Origin of the sequence: Psychrobacter sp. CAL346-MNA-CIBAN-0220 (assembly GCF_040309805.1) — a bacterium.
Classification (GTDB): domain Bacteria; phylum Pseudomonadota; class Gammaproteobacteria; order Pseudomonadales; family Moraxellaceae; genus Psychrobacter.
Genome location: NZ_JBEOPF010000257.1, coordinates 1 through 274, shown reverse-complemented (window position 1 = coordinate 274; position 274 = coordinate 1). Strand labels below are relative to the sequence as shown.

Annotated in this window: 1 protein-coding gene; it reads left to right on the top strand. The window is 43.1% G+C overall.

The features are described from left to right. The coding region (locus tag AAEY88_RS13555; RefSeq protein WP_350563229.1) for a hypothetical protein at positions 1–252 on the top strand (252 nt) is incomplete at its 5' end. Between the last annotated feature and the right edge of the window lie 22 nt (positions 253–274).

Sequence of the window (274 nt, the reverse complement as noted above, 5' to 3'; positions counted from 1 at the left end):
GTAAATAAAGTATACGAAGGTCGTCCGCACATTCTTGATAGAATCAAAAATGGCGAGTATAGCTATATCGTTAATACCACCGAAGGTCGCCAAGCGATTGAAGATTCGAAGGTGTTACGTCGTGGTGCATTGCAGCACAAAACCAATTATACTACGACATTGAATGCGGCATTTGCTAACTGTACTGCTAACCAAGCAGATGACCGCAGTAAAGTGACGTCTGTTCAAGAACTACACCTGCGATTGAACTAAGGAAATGTGCCAAGGCCATAAC